We start from the raw sequence: 17,259 nt of genomic DNA on the forward strand, positions 1-17,259 counted from the left end.
TTTAGTTGGGTATACAGAAAAACATGTTCGACAATACAAAAAGGGACAGGCCAAAGCTGTTTTGGACTGCCCTTTTTTTATCCCTTTTAACAAACAATCATTGTGAACTAATGTCCTTCTACTAGCTGCAGTTTCACTTTATATTTATTCCCACATTACTCCAATACTTTTTTTACTTTTAGCACGACATGTGAGGAGCCGCCTTTGGATTGCACTCCTTCTATCATCATGGAGATAAGAAGATTTTTGTCTTTTTTGTTATAGGCAACAAACCAGCCGTTTTCTGTTCCTTTTTCTCCTTGTTTTTCCTTTAATTCTGCCGTTCCTGTTTTCCCCGCTAATATTAAGCCATTTATTTTGCCTGAATGGGCTGTTCCCCTTGGACTGTCGATTACTTGTTGAAGGTCATTGGAGATCGTATTTGCCGTAGAACTGCTCATACTATTTTTTTTCCAAACTTCCCCTGTTTTTTCACTGGAAAGCAAAATTGGTTTAATTATATTTCCACTGTTTACAAATGAAGAGTAAGCAGTTGCTAAATGCAGCACATTCGTTTCCACTTGTCCCTGCCCATAACCAGAGTCCGCTAATTGGATTTCTGAATCCAGCTTGCCAATTGTTGGTTTTTCCATTGGATATGGATAAGAAAAGTCTTCTTCAAAGCCGAATTTTTTCATTTCAGCTGCAAACTTGTCTTTTCCTAAATCAAGAGCAGTTTGGGCAAAATAAATATTGTCGCTGTATAATAAAGCATCCGCTAAGTTGACTGGCATAGTGCTGCTATGCACTCTTGTTACATAATAGCTGCCCCAGGATTTATTCTTTTGCCATTGTTTGGTTGTTATTTTCCGCGGCTGTTCTGGCGTAATGACTTTCTCCGTCAACGCTGCTGCTGCAACAACTGGTTTTAAAACAGAGCCAGGAGCATATGTTAATTTAAAACGATTCGTAAATGGATCTAATTTATTATTATTGTAATCCTCTCTCTCTGTCGAGGTTAATCCAACCACCATTTTGTTTGGATCATATGCCGGACTGCTGACCAACGCTAATGTTTCGCCAGTTGTTGGATTAATGGCTGCTGCCGCACCTGCTTCTCCACCCATTTCATCGTATATTTTTGATTGCAATTCTGCATCAATGGTCAATTTAATATTGTCGCCGTTTTTGACTTCTTTTTCTGCAAGGACTACATTCGTTCCATCTGCTTTGTTGATGGTGATTTTCATGCCGTTTATTCCTTTGAGCTGCTCTTCAAAAACTTGCTCCAACCCTCTTTTTCCAATTACATCAGAATTGGAATACCCTTTCCCCTTCTGCTGCTCCAGCTCTTCAGCTGTGATATTGCCAATATAACCAATCAAATGAGCTGCTGATTCCCCTAAAGGATAGATTCTTCCTTTTGTATCTTGCTTTTGCACGCCGGGCAATTCAAATAGTTTATCTAAATACGCTTGATCGCCGGTTGCAACCTTTTTAATCGGAACAAAATAACTTGGCTGCACCCAATCGGCATTCAACGCCTTATCAATCGTTTCCTTCTTAATATCCAACAGCTTTGAAAGCTTTTCCACAACAGCTTCTTTATTATCGCCCATCTGTTCCGGCACAAGTCCAATTTCATAAATAACGCCATTCATTGCTAATGGACTTTCATTTTTATCCATAATCGCACCGCGTTCCGCTTCAATCGTTTGGATGGCTACTTTATCATCTGCGCCTAAATCGGCAAATATATACGTTGTATTCCAATTTATATACCAGTTTTCTTTTTTATCTTTTTCTTCTTTTACAAGCGATGCATCATGGTCAAATTGTATTTCTCCTGCTGCACTATTCATATTTGCAGAAAAAGGAATAGACGCTGTCTCCGCCTTATCAAATTTCTCGTCTTTTGAAGGCTTTGTGTAGGTTATATGTAAATCACTAATTTCTAAATCGCTGTATAATTTTTGATAGCGTGAAACAAAATCTTTTTTAGAAATAGACTTTTTTGCATCTTTAGAAAGAAAAGCATACATATCTCCAAACTTTTGTTCATTCCATAGCTTCACATATTGTGCAAGCCGTTCATCCGGAGTAGGTTCATCTTTACTGCAGCCCGCCACTCCTATTATTACAAGCATTAATAAAAGCACTACTAGTTTTTTCATCCTTTCCCCTCCTATATAAGAAAAGCGCAAGCGCCTTGCTCATTGCCGTACGAACTGGCCGATTAAGTTCGCCCATAGTCTTATCGGTATTATTTTATCCCACTCTTAACGGGCAGTAAGACCCCTACCTCAAGATGCCGAGAAATCGAGGAAGCTAGGTGTTAAAACTTGCCCGTAAAGGTCCGATAAGTGCAACTAACCATCAGTGGGGGAAGAACAACCCCCCCACCGATGGAAGGTTCACTTTATATATTATATCAATAATAAGGAATAAATTTGAAATTATTGATATAATTATTTTAACAGTAAACCCTTGAGCTGTTTGTCCAAGAATGCCTAAAGGAACAATTAAAAAGGATCTCTTTCTTAGCTGTTCTTCTTTTAATCGAAAAGGAATTCGAGCTGCATCCATTGAATGAAATAAACTGAAAAACAATCTTTGTTTTTGTTCTTTATACCAATAATGGGGGATGAAAGACAAGTCACCATCTCTGTTTTTTATCAAGAATCCACAATTAAAAGTTTTGTCTATCTTTTTTAGGCTAAACTATAAAGTGAACCTTCCATCAGTGGAGGTTTTACTGCCCGTTAAGTGTGGGATAAATAGGTGATAATTTTGAAAAAGATTATTTTATTTGACGGTGTCTGTAATTTATGCAATGGTTCCGTTCAATTTATTATAAAGCGGGACCCTAAGAAAGTTTTTGCTTTTGCCTCTCTTCAAGGAGAAACGGGACAAGCTTTGGTCAATCAATATCAGGTGGGCAAGCTATTAGACAGCATCGTATTAATTGAAAATGGAACAGTTTATAAAGAATCAGAAGCTGTACTTCGAATTTGCCGCTGCTTAAAAGGGGGATGGAAGTTCTTTTATTTATTCACCTTTATTCCTTCCTTTATTCGGGATCCAATCTATCGCTATGCTGCCCGTAATCGTTATAAGTGGTTCGGTAAAAAAGAGAGCTGCATGCTGCCGTCAAAAGAAAACAAAAACCGCTTCCTCTAGCAAACTGGATAATTTTGCTGAGCAAGCGGTTTTATTTATCATCAAAAAAAGAAGAAAAAGTTATAAAAATTGATTAATCAACTTTGTTTTTTGCTGGTTAATATAAAAAACATTGACTGGCCTTCCAATGCCTCCATAGATTAATTGAAAATCTACAATGCCTAGATCCGTTAAAAAATTCAAATATTTCCGAATCGATACTCTGGATATATTCGTTTCTTCCGCAATAATTTCCGTTGTAAATTCCCCTCTATGTTTTTTAATAATATTCCAGACAATTTTCAAAGTTTCTTTTGTTAATCCCTTTGGTAATTGTATTCTATGTTCCTTTTGTTCTCTTTTTAATATTTGTTCATCCAAAATTGTTTGACTAACATGTTTTTGTTCTTTCATAAATTCTACTTTTTCAAAGTAAGTGGTTAGAGATTCTTTAAATCGCTGAAATTGAAATGGTTTTATAATATAATCAACAGCCCCTAATCGCAAGGCAGCCTGAATATTTTCTATATCAGAAGCAGCCGTAATAACAATCACATCTACGTTCTCTTTTGCTTTGCGTATGTAGGAAAGGAACTCTAAACCACTTTTTCCAGGCATAAACACATCCAACAAAATAAGATCAACATTCTCTGTTTCCAAAATTTGAAGGGCTTCCTCCACATTCCTTGCTAAACCGCTCAATGTAAAGCCTTGTACTTCATGAAGAAACTGTTTATTAAATTCCGCGACCATCGGATCATCTTCAACAATTAATACTGAAATCAACCTTTCCCCTCCTTTTTTTAAGAAAGCATAGAATGTTTTATTTTGTCTCCATGTAAATGACAAATGGAGGAACAAAACAAAACTGCCATTGCCTTAAGTCTTTATTCGTGTAATTCCACATCGTGCAGACCTCCGCTCTTTCTATCGAAAAGCAAGCTTGCGCTTTTCGATGGAATACTAGCCGTAATAGCAGTCCCACTGCCAGGTCTGCTTACTATCTCCATTTCTCCATTTAGCTTTTTTAAGCTTTCCATTATTAAAAATAGGCCATATCCCCGATTTTTCCCTTTTGTAGAAAACCCTTTTTTAAAGATATTCTCCGTGTCTTCTTCTTTCACTCCAATTCCCGTATCTTTTATTTTTATATAAAAATTATTATGATTGTCATATTGAAAATACAAGTCAATTTTTTTTACAGCGCTTTTTTCAACTGCATCAAATGCATTGTCCACTAAATTGCCGATAATGGTAATCGCTTCAAATGAATAATCCTCTTTTAGTTCAGGTATAATGTTCTCTATATGAGTAGAAAAAATAGCTCCTTTTTCCCGGGAATAACTTAATTTCCCCAGCAGCAATCCCGCTAACACAGGGTCTTTTATATTTTTTGTAATGTATTCTATTTCACCATTTTGCTGATTAACTGCTTTGTTTACATAGTCATTTAATTGTTCATAACATTTCATATGCAGCATCCCTATAATAACCTGCATTCTATTTTGAAACTCGTGGGACTGCGCACGTAAACTTTCTGCATATGTTTTTACTCCGGATAATTGATCCGCCAACATTTTCCAATCAGTTTTATCCCTAAAAGTCGAAAGCGCCCCAACAATTTTACCTTTTACGATTATAGGAACCCTGTTAATAACGATAACGGTTCCATTAATCTTCATCTCTACATCATTTTCCGCTTCACCAGTTTTCAAGACTTTATGCAAACGCGTTGTGGGCATAAAGTCTTGAACCGAATATCCGACGGGATTTGCCTCTAATCCTACTCTTTTAAAATACTTAATTGCAGATTTATTAACCAATGTAATCTTTTCATTTTGATCAACTGCAATAATTCCTTCTTTAACAGAGTCGAGCATACTGCTTCTTTCTTGAAGTAATTTAGCTATCTCTTGGGGTTCTAAATTAAACATGCGTTTTTTTATATACCGTGCAACTATGTACGCTCCGATTACTCCAGCCAGTAATCCCAGTATCGTACTATAAAGGACACGCCCTCTTTCTTTTTGGATAACAGTATTTACTTGTTCTAAGGATATCCCCACAGACACAATCCCTATTTGAGTGCCTTTTTCATCAAAAACGGGAGCGAGTGCTCTCAGTGATCTGCCTAATGTTCCTTCCGCTATTAGGATTTCTTCATGTCCATTCCATGCTCTCTTTTCATTATGACTTTGAGAACGTTTACCAATTTTATCAGGATGTGGATGTGTCAAACGAATGCCCTTCATATCCTTCACTACAACAAACAACATATCATTCTGTATCTGTATATCTTTTGTAAATTGTTGAACAGCATTTCGATCTTTTTCTTTATACTGCAAGCTATTTTTCACTAGTTCTGAATTTGCCGAAAGCCTCGCTACCGTCAATGCCTTTTCAGCTAGACTATTCTTTTTATCTTCACTTATTAACCGATTTACTTGTATATCTGTTATTAATAGAGAAAAAATGACAACAATACTAACTAAAGTCATAATGGCAGTAAATAAACTCCATCTACGCTTCATAATTTCTTCTTCTCCTAGCAGTCTTTTAAATCCATTATAACAGATATTTTTATCCATTTTTACGGGCTGTAAGCTCCCACTATTGAAGTTCACTTTATAGAAAAAAAGGTTATTTTTATACTCTCATTATATAGGAACCGGTACCTTTTTTGTGCTTTTGTCTAAAAAAAAAGCGAACCATTTTCTTTCAATAAAGGTTCGCCGCTATTTCCTATTCATATTGTTTAATTCCTTTTACTTTTCTTTTTTTAAACTTGCTGGGATTTTTGGCATATGAATCAACGGGCTGGATGCTTGTACAAACATTTTTGATAATGAGGCAGTTACATTAGAAATATGTTTAGCAGTCATTTTCTTCAAATTTTCCACCCCCCTTCAATACATCATTTAATCGATGTATCCCTTTAATCGATAAAGGGATGATGGTGATACCTTGAAGAAGAGCCCCTATAAGAAAGAAGTGAAAATGAAAAATTATCGCAAGCAGACTGAAAATGAACAGAAAGCTTAAAGCAAGATTTTTTTTCTTCTGTTCCCAGCTTTTCGAATGTATAACTTGATCCTTTTCGTAATACGGCGCGTAACGTGCAAATAGATAAAAAGCAGCTACGGTGTATATTATCAATAAAAAATTATTTGTAGGAAGCAATGTTCCAAATACCATTAAAAGCGTACTGCAAAGTGAGCATGCAATTGCATGGGTAAGATGTGGACCGCCTGTAAGGATACGCATTATCATAAAGGAAATGCCTAATACCAATATAGTAAAAGGTTTTCCTACAACAAACCCTGCTGCAATTAATAAAAGCATTGTAATAAATAAGTTAAGAACTATGGTAAAGCCAAAAACCAACACATCCTGTGATGCTGTATCTTCAGGGTTCCATTTTTTTATTTTTCCAGCTAAAACAACTGCATACCGCTCGACCATTATTTCAACCCCTTATTTAATAGGAATTAGAATAGTAATACTTACCGGATTTAATACAATATTAACAGTTGCCTTATTTTGTTTTAACATGATGATGGCATCAAATAAACCTAACTCTGTATTGCTTGGGTCGATAGAAAGATTTGCGCTGATTGAATACTCAAATTTTTTATCGGTTATTTCCAACTGAACCATAATCACTTTCTGTTCATTGGCAGCTGACTGAAAAAGAGAAATAATTAAATCATCTATTATTAAGCTTAAATTTCTAATTTGGCTTAAACTTGTAAATTCCTTTGAAGTTATTTGCGTTTTAATTACTATTTCTACTCCCAGTAAATCTGCTAATTTTCTTTTATTGATTAAAAAAGAAAATAAGAGCGGATCAAGTCCTTCCATGCCTTCTCTAAAATCTATTTTCTTCCAATTTGTATTTATTTGCTGCAGTTGATGTGTATCAATGTACTCTGTGATAATAGAAGAAGAGCCAGATCGATTTAATTTTTCAATTGCTCTAAAATGCATCACGTACTCTTGTTTTAATTTTTCGACAAATGTGGCTACTTGTTGTTCTTGATCCAAATAAAACTTTTTTGCATTTAATATTTGTTTCATTTGAAGTTTTGAATGCAAGACTAAGTAGCATAGCATCATTCCAAACAATACCATGATGCTTAATAGTACAAACGAATATTTAACTTGTTGATCGACCATCATTACGGCCGCACCTACACATATAAATATATAGGTTAGGATAAATAACAACTGGATAATTCTTTTTATTTTTTTATCAAGATTATCTGCTTTTAGTTGATATCTTAATTCTGCTATTTGTAATTTATTGTAATACAAAATATAACAAAAAATCAATAATAAGGAAATGGTTATCATCGGAATGATCACAGCAAAGTTGCTCATATGAAAAAGCCGCAAATAACTTCCCTGAAGGATACTGGTAAACAATTCTATTATCAGAAGCTGCAAAAACAAATAGAAGCCGTATCCAATACTTGTTAATGCTATAGCTTCTAGATTTTTTGCCTTCAGTCCAACTTTAATAATAAAAATTAATATAATTATCTGCAGCCCTACAATCACCGGGATCGGCAGCGAAGTTGCACGTAAAATAATAGAAGTAAAGCTCATTAATGCGCCTTGAATTAAGATGATTTTTATATAATTTTTATATTTATAACCAAGGAGAATAAGCGGAAAGGAAATTAACCCAGCCCATTCTATTAGAGATACTATAAAAGTTATTAAATAGCTCATAAACAATCGATCTCCTAACTGCTCTAAAACAAATACTTTTGTTTGGAAAAGGGGGCGGTGCTGCGCCATCTTAAATAGAAATAAACTGGCGATCTGTTCCGTATTTTGTTTTTTATCCTTATTAAGAAGGATAAAGTGGCTCCGCTCGCGCCACCTTTATTAGGTTTTGAAACTTGTGACTTTTCCCTTTTAATGATTGTGACTAGAGACGGTAGTTTTATGTATCGAAAGAAGTATGCTTGCTTTCAGGGATCAATATTTTGACATGCACCCCTTCGTTCAGCTCACTTCTAATCTCTAATTGACCATTTAGCGTTTCTACAATAGTCTTGCATATCGGCAGCCCTAAACCTGTTCCCTCATCTTTTGTAGTATAAAAAGGGTAGAATATATCTTCTAATTGCTTTGGAGATATCCCGGGACCACTATCTTTAATGGATATGAATACTATTTTATTCTCTTTTGCAGCTTCAATTGTAATATCTCCATCTTTTTCAATTGCTTCTCCTGCATTTTTTATTAGATTAATTAATAACCTTTCAAAACGGTTTGTATTGCCGGATATATACAGTGAGTTTGCAATATTAGTGTTTATTTTTATATTTTTCTTTTCAAATTGAAGAGAATAAATAGTTGCAATTTTTTCAATGCTGTGCTTTACGTCAATAATAGTTAAATTGTCATAATGCAAGTGAGATTTAGATAAGGAAAGCAACTCTTGTATCAGCAATTCAATTCTATTGGCTTCCTCACGAATAATCGAGGAGTAATGTGCAATATTTGTTTCCGACTTTGTTTTTGCTTCCTTTTCTAAATATTGTGTAAAACCAATAATAGTTGTGAGAGGATTTCTAATTTCATGAGCAAAAAAAGCCGCCATCTTTCCGATTTCAGAATCAAATTTATCGCTAGATAACTGTTGATGTTCTGGAATGTATGTTGACCTTGGATTCTCTTGTATTTTCTTTTTTCTTTTGGACCATTTTCGGCTAAATACACGTATCATAATGAAATCTTGCACTCCTATTGAATTCATCTAATAGTCAAAAATTAAGGATGTCCCTAATTATTCTCTTCCCTTTATCTTTATCCCTCCATGTTTTACTTTTTAAAGTAAAAAAAGTGGAATAGTAGATGATAGAAAAAGCAATAATTACAGAAACTTCAGGCTGATCTAGACTTGTAGGATGCAAGTTAATCGACGAAGACATAAGGCCGCGGCGTAATTAGTCGATTTTCCCTGATTGCGTACTTAGTCGTACATCCTCTGTTTAACAGCAATGGGAATCTGAGTACGGCGAAAAACTAGCAAACGTTTATTGACAGCCTGAGAATAATTTTCTTTATTGAACGGAAAATTGTAAAAAAAGCTACTATTAAGATTACTTCTGTTCTTAAATAGTAACCTAACGTATAACAAAAAGTAAAACTTCTTCGCTTCTGCTTTTGGGATTTATCCCACTCTTAACGGGCAGTAAGACCCCCACCTCGGAGATGCTGAGAAATCGAGGAAGCTAGGTGGGGGATGAAGAACCCCCCCACTGATGATAAGGTTCACTTTATTGAAGGACAAAAAAAGACCGCTCTCTTTTTAAGAAAACGGCAGAAAATTGGAGATAAAAGGACTACTCGTAAAACAGATAAAATGGGGTTTAATAGAAACAATGTTTACTATTAAACTGCTCAATTAAGTATTATTTTGCTATTAATATAAAGAAGGCGTAGGTGGGCGCTTCTTTATATAGCAAAATATTCTTAATATATTGCGGTAGATTCTATTAAACCATATTATATAAATAGGTGAATTCTTGATTTTAACGGTTTATATGCTAATTTCACTTAAATTTCTCCCTTTTCTTCTCGAAAATACTCATAATTATAACTTTAGGAATATTTTATAGGAAGTGATCAATTGGATTTTTCAGCTGTTGGTGAAAAAATAAAAGAATTGCGGAAAGAAATAGGCTTATCGCAAAAAGAATTAGCACACAATATTTGTACACAGGCACAAATCAGCAAAATTGAAAAAGGAGAAGTTTTGCCGTTATCCTCCACTTTATATTTAATTTCTAAACGTTTAGGAATAGATGTTAATTATTTCTTTGATATAGGTACAACGCCAAGACTGGATTATGTGATGGAAACAAGCAGGCAATTAAAAGCTGCCCGCAGAAGTACTGATTATAACACAATTAAACAGATTGTCGAAGCAGAAGAGAATAACCCACTCTTTACACGCAATAAAAAACATTATCAAATTCTATTGTGGCATAAAGCCATTTATGAATATGAAGTAAATCATCAATTTCAAAAAGCAGTCCAATTAATTGATGAGGCTATCCAATTAACTTTTGATAAAGTATATTCTGAAAAGGAAATTGAGATTTATACAAGTAAAGGTATCTTTTATTATGAAGAAGGTTTTATTGAAGAAAGCCTAAAAATTTATTATCAAGCTTTTGATCACTTAAACCATATTCCTTATTTGCAAGACGACACAATTAAATGCAGACTTTATTTTAATATAGCTAAATCACTTACCGACTTAAAGCAATATGACACTTCCATCTCTTATTGTAAAGAAGGAATCGATTGGTCTATTGAAAAAGACAATCTCTATCTTCTTGCACATTTTCACTATCATATAGGTTATAACTATGAGCTGCAAGAACAATTTCAACTTGCTTCAGACTATATGAAAGAAGCTCTCTTGATTTTTCATCTGGTAAAAGATAATCGCTATACCGATTATATTCAAAATAAAATAGATAAATGGAATGGCTAATCTTTAGACTGTCTTTGGACAACAATCAATATCCAGTTATTGGTTAAATTTGTTTAGACAGTCTATTTCTGCCGAAAACCTATACAATCGCCAATCTATCTAGTTATTATTCTTCTCTAGCAAACTCTATACTAGGATAGCAATAAATAAGTACATTGTCCTATTTTTCCTATTCACACCATTTTCCTTCTAATAAACCAGTACTATCAAATTTCTCTATGTGATAAGATAGTTTCATAGAATACTATTTATTGGGAGTGAGTGTAACAAATGAAGAAAAAGGTCACGACGCTGGCTGCTGCAGCTGTTATTTCAACCGCTTTCACTTCAACTGCATCTGCTAGTACGTACATTGTTAAAAAAGGAGATACCTTAAGCTATATTGCAAAAAAATATAATACTTCTGTACAAAAAATAAAATCAACCAATAAGCTAACATCTGATGCCATTTTTATTAATCAAAAGTTAACGCTGACAAACAGTACAAGCAACACGATAAAGAAAGCAGCAGCATCTTCAAAAAAAGCAAAAAGCACTTCATCTTCACCGAAAACATATAAAATTGTATCAGGAGATTCGCTGCTTAAGATTGCCAACAAGTTTTCTATTTCTTTAGCGGAATTAAAACAATGGAACAACCTATCTTCTGATCTTATTTTTCCTGGAAAAGTATTAGTAGTTTCCAAACCATCTACATCTTCTTCCAGCACAAATTCGGATACTACCAATAAAACGATTAAAAAAGCGAGCACTTCAGGTAATTCCAGTGCCGCAAATAATAATACATCTACCTATACAATTAAAAGCGGAGATACATTAGGTAAAATTGCGGCAGCATATAAACTTTCCATATCTCAATTAAAGCAACTAAACAACATTCAATCCGATCTTATTTTTCCAGGTCAGCAATTAAAGGTATCATCTACTGGAAGTAGCCCAGTAGCAAATACAGAAAATAAAGAGCCGCAAAAAGAAAATAAACCAACTTTTATATCAAATCCAACGAATCAAGCACCTGTTTCTTTCGAAAATTCGGTCCTTGCAGAAGCACAAATATTAATCGGCACACCCTATAGTTGGGGAGGTACTACACCTTCAGGATTTGATTGCAGTGGTTTTATCAACTATGTATTTAACAAAGCTGGACATCCTCTTAACCGTTTATCTGCAGACGGATACTATGATCGAAGCTATTATGTTGACTACCCTAAAGTTGGAGACCTTGTGTTTTTTGAAAATACATACAAAGAAGGCATTTCCCATCTTGGCATCTATATTGGCAACAATTCCTTTGTTCATGCTGATTCATCTGGAGTCCGCATTACGAGTTTGGATAATACATATTATAAAAGCCATTTTGAAAGCTTTAAACGACTCTACTAATTTCTTCCAAATACACCAAATTGTTCCGTGGAAATATAATCTTTCTGCGGAATGATTCAGAAATTGTAAAACATTCGTGTATAGCAGAATTTCCATCTATTCCATCCAATCATTCTGCACCTTGCCTTTTTTTTATGGAGAAAAAACGTATATGCACATATCTTCATCCCATTTGTGGCAACCTTTATTTACCCCCACTCTAAACTAGCAACAAGCATCTTCTTCCACTTACTGATGAAAGAAAATCGGCAGGGGATTATCGAACCTCCGATAAAGTTCCGCTTAAAAGAGAGCACTAACTAAGATTGCCACATTCTGTGGAAATTCTCTATTCAATTTTGGTTAAAATACCCAGCTGATAAGGCATCCTATTTTCCACATCTCTCCTTCATCTTTCAGACCCTACCATCCCAATAGAAAAAACGTTATAATTAAAGAATGGTTTTTTTTACAAGCTATTTTATAACGGTTATCCATTTTAAGGAGACTAACAAATACTGTTTGACTTAGTCTCTGTATTATTTATCAATCCAAAGCTGCTATATATAATTAAGTTGGATCAGTAGTGCCTCTGATAAAGGTTCTGGTGATTTTCGGGAGGGAGAAGAACGATGTTTCTAGAAAAATATTTAGAGCCGTTGAATTTTTGTACAGAAAATTTCAAAAGACTTTTGGATGCTGACAATCCAACGGTTCAAAAAATAGTAGAAAAAGGGCTGCTCCTTTACAGACAGGGATTCGTATCGCAGGTAAAAATAGATAATAACTCGCTAACTGGTATCGTTCAAGATGTTACCCCAGTAAAAGTTGTCCTTGATTTAACCTTTATCCAGAACAGCACATGCACTTGTTCCGGCAATGGATTTTGCCGTCACCAGCTGGCGCTTTTTTTCTATTTGCTTGGACAGACTGGTAAAATATCCAGCTGGCTGACAGAATGGCGCAGACCAGTCAAGAAAGCTTTGGAGCTTAAAAATTTGCAGCTGATGAAAGCTAGTGATTTATTGCAGGATTCAGAAAAAAATGAAACGAATTATATCGAATGGATTACAAGCTTTAATGAGAGCTTTGATGCTTTAATTGGCGAAAACAGTGATAAAGCTTATACTATTGCGGAAATGTATTATCTTTATATCCGCAAGCTAAAAAATAGTGCTCCCTTCCAAAGTGAATGGAAATTGTTATATTTATTAATTGGCCATGTTTACACCTTTAAAAAAATGCTGCTATTAAGTAGAGAGTGCCGCCATTCTATCGATACAATAAATAGGTATTATCGCCATATTTATCATGATTTATTAAACGGCGTGGAAGAAAATATCAATCGATTAGCTAACTTTACACTGCCTTTTGATTTCGATTCTTTTTTAGAAAGCCTAAAAGAAGAGTGCAATGATATCCTAGCCATTAATCCGGATATTACTTTTGAGTGCATTCAAATCTATCGCATGCTTTGGACAAATACCTTCACGAAAAAACAGTGGCAGCAAAATGAATCAGCACGATTGAAAGGTACAGAAGCAAGTTCCTTTTCAGAAAAGGTCGCCTCCGCCCATCTGCATATATTATTAAGGGAAGATAAACAAGCTATTGAAATCATTCGATTATTAAAAATAGATATTGTTCCTTATATGATTTATTGGATTGATTATTTTAACAGCCGTAAAGCATGGAATCGTCTAGAGCAGTACCTTTATGTATACATCCAGCCATTAAAAACCTATCTATCTTATGAGAATGATGATTTTGATTATTGTCATGAATTTAGTATTATGGCGATTAAGTCAGTCACTCCGTTCTGCGAGGCGAAAAACCGAAATGATTTGCTAGAGAAAACATATATGCAAACACTACCTTTTAGTTTTCGCCACTACGAGAACTTTTTATATGAGAATGAATATCTCGATAAATGGATTGATCTTTATACGTATATGGGATTTGGCATCGATATGCTTGATAAACTGCAAATTAAAATGCTGCAGCAATATGATCAAAGTTTGCTGTTGTCCCTTTACCATCGCTCCGTTCAAGAACATATTAATTTAAAAACCAGGGAACACTATCGTATTGCCGTACGCCAATTAAAAAAATTGCGCACTTTATACAAAAAATTAAAAAAACAAAAAGAATTTGACCGTTTCCTCACCATTACACTTGAACGGACAAAACGATTAAGAGCCTTTCAGGAAGAATGTAAGAAGGGTAAGTTGATACATGCTGAAAACTAATTATTTAAAAATAAATGTTCATTATTATGACGATAAAGGATTTTTTTTAACAGGAAAAGTGGATGAAGATTATTTAGATCCAGATCGTTGGAAAAACCTCCTCTTTCAATACCATGAAGAAAGCTATTACGGAACCGTTTTGCAGCAAGCTTCCATTGATGGAGTTGAAGGAATTCTTTTAAACGGCTGGCAGCTTTCTACCTTATTCGCAAACGAACGATTTAACCGTTATATCGAATGGGATTGGAATGAGACTGCACAAGTCTGTTTAGCTGCAGCTCCAAGTCTTTATGAGGCAATTGTGAATAAAGAATGGATGCCGGATTTTAAAGAATGGGAACAGGATCGTTTTCGTTGGGCCTTGCCAAAAAGAGTATCAGAAGAGTTTACTGAATCTTTTTGGATAGAAATGCTGCAGGATGAGCTTGAAGGCAAAAGCAATCAAGACTTTATAGAAAATTGGTATCATCAATCGTTAGATCATTATTTAGATGAAAACGAAGACACAAAACAACAGTTCCGTCAAAAAATCATTGCCTTGCGCGAGACTAATATCCCTTCTTCTAAACTATCTGCCTATTTTACAGAAGAAACATGGCAGAAATGGATGGGGTTATCAGACAATCCTTGTCCTTTTACTCTTGGCATCAAGCTGGTGGAACCGGAAGAAATGTCGAACACTTGGAATTTGGACCTATTTTTAAAAGCAAAGGATAATCCTGATTTGACAGCAAATGTTCATGATCCTGGAAACTTACCAAAAAAGTGGCAGCCATTTGAGTCTTTTATTGCAGAAGAGCAAGCTCGCTGGATTGAACTTTTCCCATGGCTTCAAGGAAAAAAAGGCATAACAAACCAGCTGACAGAAGAGGAAGCATGGACATTTCTAACAGATGCAAGTGAAACATTGCTGGCCCTTGGGGTTGATATATTGCTTCCGTCCTGGTGGCAGGCGATGAAAAGTGCCAGCATGAAGGTAAAAGCGAAAGTATCCAATACAAACCATCGCCCTTCCTTTGTAGGATTGCAGGCAATGTTAGATTACAATTGGCGCTTTTCCATGAATGGCGTAAATCTTTCGGAAGAAGAATTTAATAAAATGGTGGAAGAAAAAAGACGCCTTGTCTTTATAAGAGGACGCTGGATTAAATTAGACCCTGCCTTTATCCGCCAAATTCAGGATTTAATGAAGAAAGCGGAGCAAGAAGGTCTTCATGTACGCGATTTGATTGAACAAGAGCTTATGCAGCAAGAAGAACAGCAGGAAGATGATTTAGACAACCCAAAAACATTTGCCAAAATTCAAATTGAGTTAAATAGACAATGGCGTACCATGATTCATCAGCTAAAGGAAATAAAAAATCTCCCGCTGGAAGAGGTCCCCACTAGCTTTTTAGGTGAATTAAGGCCATATCAAGTCCTTGGGATGAGCTGGCTGTTATTTTTAAGAAAATATGGATTCGGTGCTGTTCTTGCAGATGATATGGGGCTGGGAAAGACGGTTCAGCTTATCTCTTATTTGTTGAAAGTAAAAGAAGCGGAAAAAACAAAACAAAGTCCGGCACTTATCATTTGTCCCACATCTGTTTTAGGAAACTGGCAAAAGGAAATTGAACGATTTGCTCCTAACTTGTCTCTTTATCTTCATTATGGATCGAATCGGCTGAAAAACGAGGAGTTTTTTCAAAAAGCGCAGGATAGTGATGTCGTCTTGACTTCTTATGGCTTATCTCATATTGATATAGAGCAATTTCAGCAAATCACATGGAGCTCCGTTTCCATTGATGAGGCGCAAAACATAAAAAATGCGCAAACAAAACAATCCCGCGCTGTCCGCAAATTAAAAGGAAGCCATTATATTGCCTTATCTGGTACACCCATGGAAAATCGCTTAAATGAACTTTGGTCTATCTTTGACTTTTCCAACCATGGCTATTTGGGCAGCCTTGGACAATTCCAAAAACGATTTGTAATACCGATTGAAAAGGAAAATAAAACAGATCAAATACAGCGCCTGCAAAATATGATTCGGCCATTTTTATTAAGAAGAACAAAAAAAGATGAAGAAGTGGCTTTAAACTTGCCGGATAAGCTGGAGCAAAAAGAATACTGTCCGTTAACTGCTGAACAAGCTGCCTTGTATGAACAGTTAATTCATGATACCTTTGCAAAAATTGAGCAATTAACCGGCTTTGAACGAAAAGGGCTTGTCTTGCAGATGCTAAGCAGGTTAAAACAATTATGCAACCATCCTGCTCTCTATTTAAAAGAAGAAAAACCAAATAATCTTTTAGAGCGTTCCGTTAAAATGGAAAAGCTGGCTGAATTAATGGATGCCATCATGAACCGAAAAGAAAGCTGCTTAATTTTCACCCAATATATTGAGATGGGTATCATGATTCAGCAGGTAATGAAGAAAAAATTTCACATTGACGTTCCGTTTTTAAATGGGAGTGTTCCAAAGCAGACAAGAGATAAATTGATTCAGCAATTTCAGGCAAATGAGTTCCCAATCTTCCTTCTTTCATTAAAAGCAGGTGGAACCGGCTTAAACTTAACAGCGGCGAACCACGTTATTCATTATGATCGATGGTGGAATCCTGCTGTTGAGAACCAGGCAACAGACCGTGCATACCGAATTGGACAAACAAAGTTTGTTCATGTGCATAAAATGATTTGCACAGGCACCCTAGAAGAAAAGATTGATGCGATGCTTGAAAAGAAACAATCCTTAAATGAACAGATTATCCAAAATGAAAACTGGGTCACAGAGCTATCAACAGATGAATTAAAAGATTTAGTTTCATTATCTTAAATAAGAATGAAAACTGCCGCCAAAGGTTCTGTACTATAAGTTTGGCGGCAGTTTTTTATAAATTTGGTTTTTGATTTTCATCCATAAGCTCCCCCTCCTCTTTTTCTCTTTTTATTGTTGCCAGAAGGACATCCTATTATAAACCAAACGATTTTTTCCTAAAGTTTCTCCTTCCT

General features: G+C 35.2%; 12 protein-coding genes. 5 read left to right on the plus strand and 7 right to left on the minus strand.

Translation table 11 applies throughout. The features are described 5' to 3' along the window. Positions 1–155: 155 nt before the first annotated feature. Positions 156–2,153 carry a penicillin-binding transpeptidase domain-containing protein gene (locus tag ACTYBU_RS08360; RefSeq protein ID WP_445488823.1) on the minus strand — a complete coding sequence of 666 codons (1,998 nt, stop codon included), beginning with the start codon at positions 2,151–2,153 and terminating at the stop codon, positions 156–158. A 616-nt stretch (positions 2,154–2,769) separates the two neighbouring features. On the opposite strand from ACTYBU_RS08360, the gene ACTYBU_RS08365 reads away from it, so the two are divergent. Next, positions 2,770–3,159 carry a thiol-disulfide oxidoreductase DCC family protein gene (locus ACTYBU_RS08365; RefSeq protein ID WP_445488825.1) on the plus strand — a complete coding sequence of 130 codons (390 nt, stop codon included), beginning with the start codon at positions 2,770–2,772 and terminating at the stop codon, positions 3,157–3,159. A 60-nt stretch (positions 3,160–3,219) separates the two neighbouring features. On the opposite strand, the gene ACTYBU_RS08370 is transcribed toward ACTYBU_RS08365, so the two are convergent. The 6 genes from ACTYBU_RS08370 to ACTYBU_RS08395 all read right to left on the minus strand — a co-directional run bounded on the left by ACTYBU_RS08370 (position 3,220) and on the right by ACTYBU_RS08395 (position 8,878). Continuing rightward, positions 3,220–3,924, minus strand: coding sequence for a response regulator (locus ACTYBU_RS08370; RefSeq protein WP_445488826.1), 705 nt, complete (start codon positions 3,922–3,924; stop codon positions 3,220–3,222). Between the two features lie 101 nt (positions 3,925–4,025). Further along, positions 4,026–5,669: a DcuS/MalK family sensor histidine kinase gene (gene dcuS / locus ACTYBU_RS08375; protein WP_445488828.1), complete on the minus strand. Its 1,644-nt coding sequence runs from the start codon at positions 5,667–5,669 to the stop codon at positions 4,026–4,028. A gap of 234 nt (positions 5,670–5,903) precedes the next feature. Beyond that, positions 5,904–6,020, minus strand: coding sequence for an AgrD family cyclic lactone autoinducer peptide (locus ACTYBU_RS08380; RefSeq protein ID WP_445489266.1), 117 nt, complete (start codon positions 6,018–6,020; stop codon positions 5,904–5,906). Further along, a complete protein-coding gene (locus ACTYBU_RS08385; protein ID WP_445488830.1) occupies positions 6,010–6,600 on the minus strand; it encodes an accessory gene regulator B family protein in 591 nt (196 codons plus the stop codon). The genes ACTYBU_RS08380 and ACTYBU_RS08385 overlap by 11 nt, the downstream gene beginning before the upstream one ends. 12 nt (positions 6,601–6,612) lie before the next feature. Beyond that, positions 6,613–7,872 carry a hypothetical protein gene (locus ACTYBU_RS08390; protein WP_445488832.1) on the minus strand — a complete coding sequence of 420 codons (1,260 nt, stop codon included), beginning with the start codon at positions 7,870–7,872 and terminating at the stop codon, positions 6,613–6,615. A 217-nt stretch (positions 7,873–8,089) separates the two neighbouring features. Beyond that, positions 8,090–8,878 carry a two-component system sensor histidine kinase NtrB gene (locus ACTYBU_RS08395; RefSeq protein WP_445488834.1) on the minus strand — a complete coding sequence of 263 codons (789 nt, stop codon included), beginning with the start codon at positions 8,876–8,878 and terminating at the stop codon, positions 8,090–8,092. 906 nt (positions 8,879–9,784) lie between these two features. On the opposite strand from ACTYBU_RS08395, the gene ACTYBU_RS08400 reads away from it, so the two are divergent. The 4 genes from ACTYBU_RS08400 (at position 9,785) to ACTYBU_RS08415 (ending at position 17,083) form a co-directional block, all read left to right on the plus strand. Further along, positions 9,785–10,657, plus strand: coding sequence for a helix-turn-helix domain-containing protein (locus ACTYBU_RS08400; protein WP_445488835.1), 873 nt, complete (start codon positions 9,785–9,787; stop codon positions 10,655–10,657). 270 nt (positions 10,658–10,927) lie between these two features. Beyond that, complete coding sequence (locus ACTYBU_RS08405) at positions 10,928–12,040, plus strand: LysM peptidoglycan-binding domain-containing protein (protein ID WP_445488836.1); 1,113 nt, start codon at positions 10,928–10,930, stop codon at positions 12,038–12,040. A 611-nt stretch (positions 12,041–12,651) separates the two neighbouring features. After that, positions 12,652–14,268 carry an SWIM zinc finger family protein gene (locus tag ACTYBU_RS08410; RefSeq protein WP_445488838.1) on the plus strand — a complete coding sequence of 539 codons (1,617 nt, stop codon included), beginning with the start codon at positions 12,652–12,654 and terminating at the stop codon, positions 14,266–14,268. Then, entirely contained in the window at positions 14,255–17,083 is a 2,829-nt protein-coding gene (locus tag ACTYBU_RS08415; protein WP_445488840.1) for a DEAD/DEAH box helicase, read from the plus strand. The genes ACTYBU_RS08410 and ACTYBU_RS08415 overlap by 14 nt, the downstream gene beginning before the upstream one ends. Positions 17,084–17,259 lie beyond the last annotated feature (176 nt).

The sequence above is a fragment of the Niallia sp. 03133 genome (assembly GCF_052663225.1).